Consider the following 5337-nt stretch of genomic DNA (forward strand, 5'->3'; position numbering starts at 1 on the left):
TCACGGCACCGCGCCAGGCCCCCGCACCCCCAGCCGGCTGAGCACCCCTCCCGCCTCCTGGGGCGTGCCCCAGGAGGCGGCAGCCCTCTGCGCGCCCGCCCGGGTGAAATCGGTGCCGGATGGCGTAGTGGGGCGGTCGGGAAGGGACGCGGGGGGTCAGTCCTGTTCTGTTGCGTTCAGCTTTGGCGGGGCGCCGCGCCGCGTGTCCGTCCGCGCTCCCGCCCCTGACGTCGAGGAGGACGCATGGCGGGGCCGTCCACACCGCTCGCCGCCGACTGGCCGGTGCCGCTCGCCGCGGCGGTGCTGACCGAAGGCAACCGGGTCATCGTGCTCGTGGTCGGCGCGGTGGCGCTGCTCGCGCTGGTCGTCGCCCGGCTCTTCGCCCGGCAGGTGCTGGCGGCCGGGGAGGGCACCGCCGCCATGAAGAGCATCGCGGAGGCGGTGCAGGAGGGCGCGAACGCCTACCTCGCCCGGCAGCTCCGTACCGTCGGCGTCTTCGCGGTCGCCGTCTTCTTCCTACTTCTGCTACTGCCCGCGGACGACTGGGCGCAGCGGGCCGGGCGCTCGCTGTTCTTCCTGGTCGGCGCACTGTTCTCGGCGGCCACCGGCTACCTCGGCATGCGGCTCGCGGTGCGGGCCAACGTCCGGGTGGCCGCCGCCGCGCGGGCGGCCGAGTCGGGCGGTCAGACGGCCGCCGCCGCCCGCCGGGCGGCCAGGATCGCCTTCCGTACCGGCGGCGCGGTCGGCATGTGCACGGTCGGCCTCGGGCTGCTCGGCGCGGCCTGCGTGGTCCTGGTCTACGCCGCCGACGCGCCCAAGGTGCTGGAGGGCTTCGGCCTCGGGGCGGCTCTCGTCGCCATGTTCATGCGCGTGGGCGGCGGCATCTTCACCAAGGCCGCCGACGTCGGCGCGGACCTGGTCGGCAAGGTCGAGAAGGGCATCCCGGAGGACGACCCGCGCAACGCCGCCACCATCGCCGACAACGTGGGCGACAACGTCGGGGACTGCGCGGGCATGGCCGCCGACCTCTTCGAGTCGTACGCCGTGACGCTCGTCGCCGCGCTGATCCTCGGCTCGGCGGCGTTCGGCGACCTCGGGCTGGCGTTCCCGCTCATGGTGCCCGCGATCGGGGTGGTCACGGCGGTGATCGGCATCCTGGCCGTCGCCCCGCGGCGCGCCGACCGCAGCGCGATGTCCGCGATCGACCGCGGCTTCGCCGTCTCCGCCGTCATCTCGCTCGCCCTGGTCGCGGTCGCCGCGTTCACCTACCTGCCCGACTCCTACGCCGGGCTGGCCGGCGTCACCGAGGGCGCGGTCCGCCGCCACGACGGCGACCCCCGGGTGCTGGCGCTGGTCGCCGTCGCCGTCGGCATCGTGCTCGCCGCCCTGATCCAGCGGCTGACCGGCTACTTCACCGAGACGAACCGGCGTCCCGTACGGGATGTCGGGCGCTCCTCGCTGACCGGTCCGGCCACCGTGGTGCTCGCCGGCGTTTCGCTGGGGCTCGAATCGGCCGTGTACACGGCGCTGCTGATCGGGCTCTCGGTCTACGGGGCGTTCCTCCTCGGCGGCTCCTCGATCATCCTGGCGCTGTTCGCGGTGGCCCTGGCCGGGACCGGGCTGCTGACCACCGTCGGCGTCATCGTCGCCATGGACACCTTCGGGCCGGTCTCCGACAACGCCCAGGGCATCGCCGAGATGTCCGGCGACGTGGAGGGGCCGGGCGCGCAAGTGCTCACCGACCTCGACGCGGTGGGCAACACCACCAAGGCGATCACCAAGGGCATCGCCATCGCCACGGCGGTGCTCGCCGCCGCGGCCCTCTTCGGCTCCTACCGGGACGCGATCGCCACCGCCGTCGCCGACGTGGGCGACGGTGCGGGCGCGGACGTGCTGTCCCGCGCCGACCGGCTGACGCTGTCCATGGACATCTCGCAGCCGAACAACCTGGTCGGGCTGATCCTCGGCGCGGCGGTCGTCTTCCTCTTCTCCGGGCTGGCGATCAACGCGGTCTCCCGGTCGGCCGGATCGGTCGTCTTCGAGGTGCGCCGGCAGTTCCGGGAGCGGCCCGGGATCATGGACTTCAGTGAGAAACCGGAGTACGGGCGGGTCGTCGACATCTGCACCCGGGACGCCCTGCGCGAGCTGGCCACCCCTGGCCTGCTCGCCGTGATGGCGCCCATCGCGGTCGGCTTCGCGCTCGGCGTCGGCGCGCTGGGCGCGTACCTGGCGGGCGCGATCGGCGCGGGCACCCTGATGGCGGTCTTCCTCGCCAACTCCGGCGGCGCCTGGGACAACGCCAAGAAGCTCGTCGAGGACGGCCACCACGGCGGCAAGGGCAGTGAGGCACACGCCGCCACGGTGATCGGGGACACCGTCGGCGACCCGTTCAAGGACACGGCGGGACCGGCCATCAACCCGCTGCTGAAGGTGATGAACCTGGTCGCGCTGCTGATCGCCCCCGCGGTCGTGCGGTACGCCTACGGGGAGGACGCCAGTCCCGCCGTACGAGCGGTGGTCGCGGCCCTCGCCGTCGCCGTCATCGTCGCCGCGGTGTGGGTCTCCAAGCGCCGCTCGGTGTCGGTCGACGGCGGCCGTGACGGCTCCACCGGCCGCGGCGGCGGCGACGGCGCCGCGGGCAGCGGCGGCGGTACGGCGGAGGGCGTCCCTCCGGAAGCGTCGGCGCCCCCTGACGCCCGGACGTGCCGGGACGGCCCCTGAACGGCTCGGGTCGTGGCGTCAGAGGCGTCAGAGGCGTCGGTGGCATCGGTGGCATCGGTGGCGTCCGTGACGCGTTCGTGAGGCTTCTCTCCTTGGTGCAAATGGTGGGAAAGGCGTACGTAAGGCTCATGTGCCACGGAGAGCCGCCCATAGGGCGTGTATGTTCCCGGGCCGAGAGCCTTCGAAGGGACCGATACGGTGAACAAGAAGCTTGCGGCCGCGCTGTCGGGCGGTGCGGTACTGGTGCTCACGCTGTCGGGCTGCAGCGACGACAGCGGCGACGAGCAGGTCAACGCCTGGGCCGGCAAGGTGTGCGACCAGGCACAGCCGCAGATCCAGAAGCGGGCGGACGCCCAGCAGGTCATCATCTCCACGGCGGCCGACGGCAAGCCCGCCGACGTCCAGACCGCCGACTCGAAGGCCTTCCAGGACATCGCCGACGCGAACCGCTCGCTCGCCAAGGGCATCGAGTCCGCCGGCGAGCCGCCCGTCGAGGGCGGCAAGCAGCTCCAGCAGGACGCGGTCAAGGAGCTCACCGCCACCGCAACCGCCTACGAGGGCCTGAAGAAGCAGGTGGACGGGCTCGACCCGAAGGACCAGAAGCGCTTCGCCGACGGCCTCAACACCATCGCCACCGGTCTGGCGAAGATCGAGAAGATGGACCAGGACGCGCTCGGCAAGCTGTCGTCCGGCCGCCTCGGCCAGGCGATGGCCAAGCAGCCCGGCTGCCAGAAGGCCAAGGCGTCCATCGCCCCCACGCCGCAGTCGGCGAAGCCGGGCTCCGACGCCTCGACCGGCTCCGACAAGGCCCCGTCCGCCGCGGCCTCCGCCTCGGCGTCCGCCGCCCCCTCCGCCTCCAAGGGCGAGGACAAGGAGTAGGACCAGTAGGGCTCGCTCGGCGCGTTCTCACGGCCGCTGCCGTCGACCGCTGCCACTGACAGTGCCCGCCGGGCCCCCGGCGGGCACTGTCAGTGGCAGCGGTCACAATGAATGCCGTGAGTACGACGAGTCTTTCCGCTGACCTGCCGGCACCCGACCACGCGCCCCGGCTCCGCGAGGCGCTGCTCGCGGCCGGCTTCACCGCCGACGGCCTGCTGGAGCTGCTGGGCGCCTCGGCGTACGCGGCGCTGGCCCGCAGCGAGACGGTGCCGGCCCTGCGCGCCACCACCCGGGCGGACGGCCCCGCGTCCGCGCTGGCCGCACTCGTCCGCCTCTTCCTGCTCCAGCAGCCGGTCGACCGCGCTCCGGTCGCGGCCGTGCTGCCGCTGGCGGAGGCGCTCGCCGACGGCTGGGTCCGGGAGGAGAACGGCCTGGTCCACGCCACGGTGGACGTCCGCCCCTACGGCGGCCCGGACGGGCAGGACTGGTTCATCGTCTCCGACCTCGGCTGCGCGGTGGGCGGCGCAGGCGGGGCGAGCGGGCGGGACGAAGGCGTGGTCCTCGGCGTGGGCGGGGCCTCCATGACGCTCGCCGGCATCACCGTGCGCACCCCGGTCGGCTCGGCGCTCGACCTCGGCACCGGCTCCGGCATCCAGGCCCTGCACGCGGCCCAGCACGCCACCCGTGTCACCGCCACCGACCTCAACCCCCGGGCGCTCGGCTTCACCCGGCTCACCCTCGCCCTGTCCGGCGCGCCGGAGGCCGACCTGCGCACCGGCTCCCTCTTCCAGCCGGTGGACGGCGAGACGTACGACCTCATCGTCTCCAACCCGCCGTTCGTCATCTCGCCCGGCGCCCGACTCACCTACCGCGACGGCGGCATGGGCGGAGACGACCTGTGCCGGGCGCTCGTCCAGCAGGCCGGCGAGCGGCTCAACGACGGCGGGTACGCCCAGTTCCTCGCCAACTGGCAGCACGTGGAGGGCGAGGACTGGCAGGACCGGCTGCGCTCCTGGGTGCCGCGCGGCTGCGACGCCTGGATCGTGCAGCGCGAGGTGCAGGACGTGACACAGTACGCGGAGCTCTGGCTCCGGGACGCCGGCGACCACCAGGACGATCCGGCGCGGTACGCGGCGCGGTACGAGGAGTGGCTGGACGAGTTCGAGGCGCGCGGCACCAGGGCCGTCGGCTTCGGCTGGATCACCCTGCGCAGGTCGGCCGCGGCGCTCGAGCGGCCCGCGATCACCGTCGAGGAGTGGCCGCACCCGGTGGAGCAGCCGCTGGGCGAGACGGTCCGCGCGCACTTCGCCCGCCAGGACTACCTCCGCTCGCAGGACGACGCCGCCCTGCTCGGAGACCACTTCACGCTGACCCCGGAAGTGGTGCAGGAGCAGGTCGGGCTGCCTGGCGCGGAGGACCCGGAGCACGTGCTGCTCCGGCAGAACCGCGGCATGCGCCGCGCGACCAAGGTGGACGCGGTGGCCGCGGGCTTCGCCGGCGTCTGCGACGGGACGCTGAGCGCGGGCCGCATCCTCGACGCCATCGCCCAGCTCATGGGCGAGGACCCGGTCATGCTCCGCGACCGCACCCCGCAGGCGATCCGGCTGCTGGTGGAGGAGGGCTTCCTGGAACCGGCCACGACGACCACCGCCACCCCCGGCCTCGCCACCGGCTGACGGCGCGCCCGCCCGGGGCGCCGTCAGCCGGTGGCGAGGCCGGGGGTGGCGGTGGTCGTCG

3 protein-coding genes are annotated in these 5337 nt (G+C 74.0%); all 3 read left to right on the forward strand.

Annotated elements, in window-relative coordinates; translation table 11 throughout:
• The first annotated feature begins 243 nt into the window (after positions 1-243).
• The 3 genes from C6N75_RS20595 to C6N75_RS20605 all read left to right on the forward strand — a co-directional run bounded on the left by C6N75_RS20595 (position 244) and on the right by C6N75_RS20605 (position 5276).
• Positions 244-2721 (forward strand): sodium-translocating pyrophosphatase, encoded by a 2478-nt coding sequence (locus C6N75_RS20595; RefSeq protein ID WP_105870392.1) that lies wholly within the window; start codon positions 244-246, stop codon positions 2719-2721.
• 198 nt (positions 2722-2919) lie between these two features.
• Positions 2920-3600: a small secreted protein gene (locus C6N75_RS20600; RefSeq protein WP_105870393.1), complete on the forward strand. Its 681-nt coding sequence runs from the start codon at positions 2920-2922 to the stop codon at positions 3598-3600.
• A gap of 107 nt (positions 3601-3707) precedes the next feature.
• On the forward strand, positions 3708-5276 hold the full coding sequence (locus tag C6N75_RS20605; protein WP_407703251.1) for a DUF7059 domain-containing protein: 1569 nt from the start codon (positions 3708-3710) through the stop codon (positions 5274-5276).
• The last annotated feature ends 61 nt before the right edge of the window (positions 5277-5337 follow it).

The organism is Streptomyces solincola, assembly GCF_002982015.1.
In the GTDB taxonomy this organism is placed as follows: Bacteria; Actinomycetota; Actinomycetes; order Streptomycetales; family Streptomycetaceae; genus Streptomyces; species Streptomyces solincola.

Excerpts from the sequence above, each read along its gene's own strand:
- C6N75_RS20595 (WP_105870392.1), top strand. The coding sequence starts at position 244 with ATGGCGGGGCCGTCCACACCGCTCGCCGCCGACTGGCCGGTGCCGCTC.
- C6N75_RS20605 (WP_407703251.1), top strand. The coding sequence starts at position 3,708 with ATGAATGCCGTGAGTACGACGAGTCTTTCCGCTGACCTGCCGGCACCC.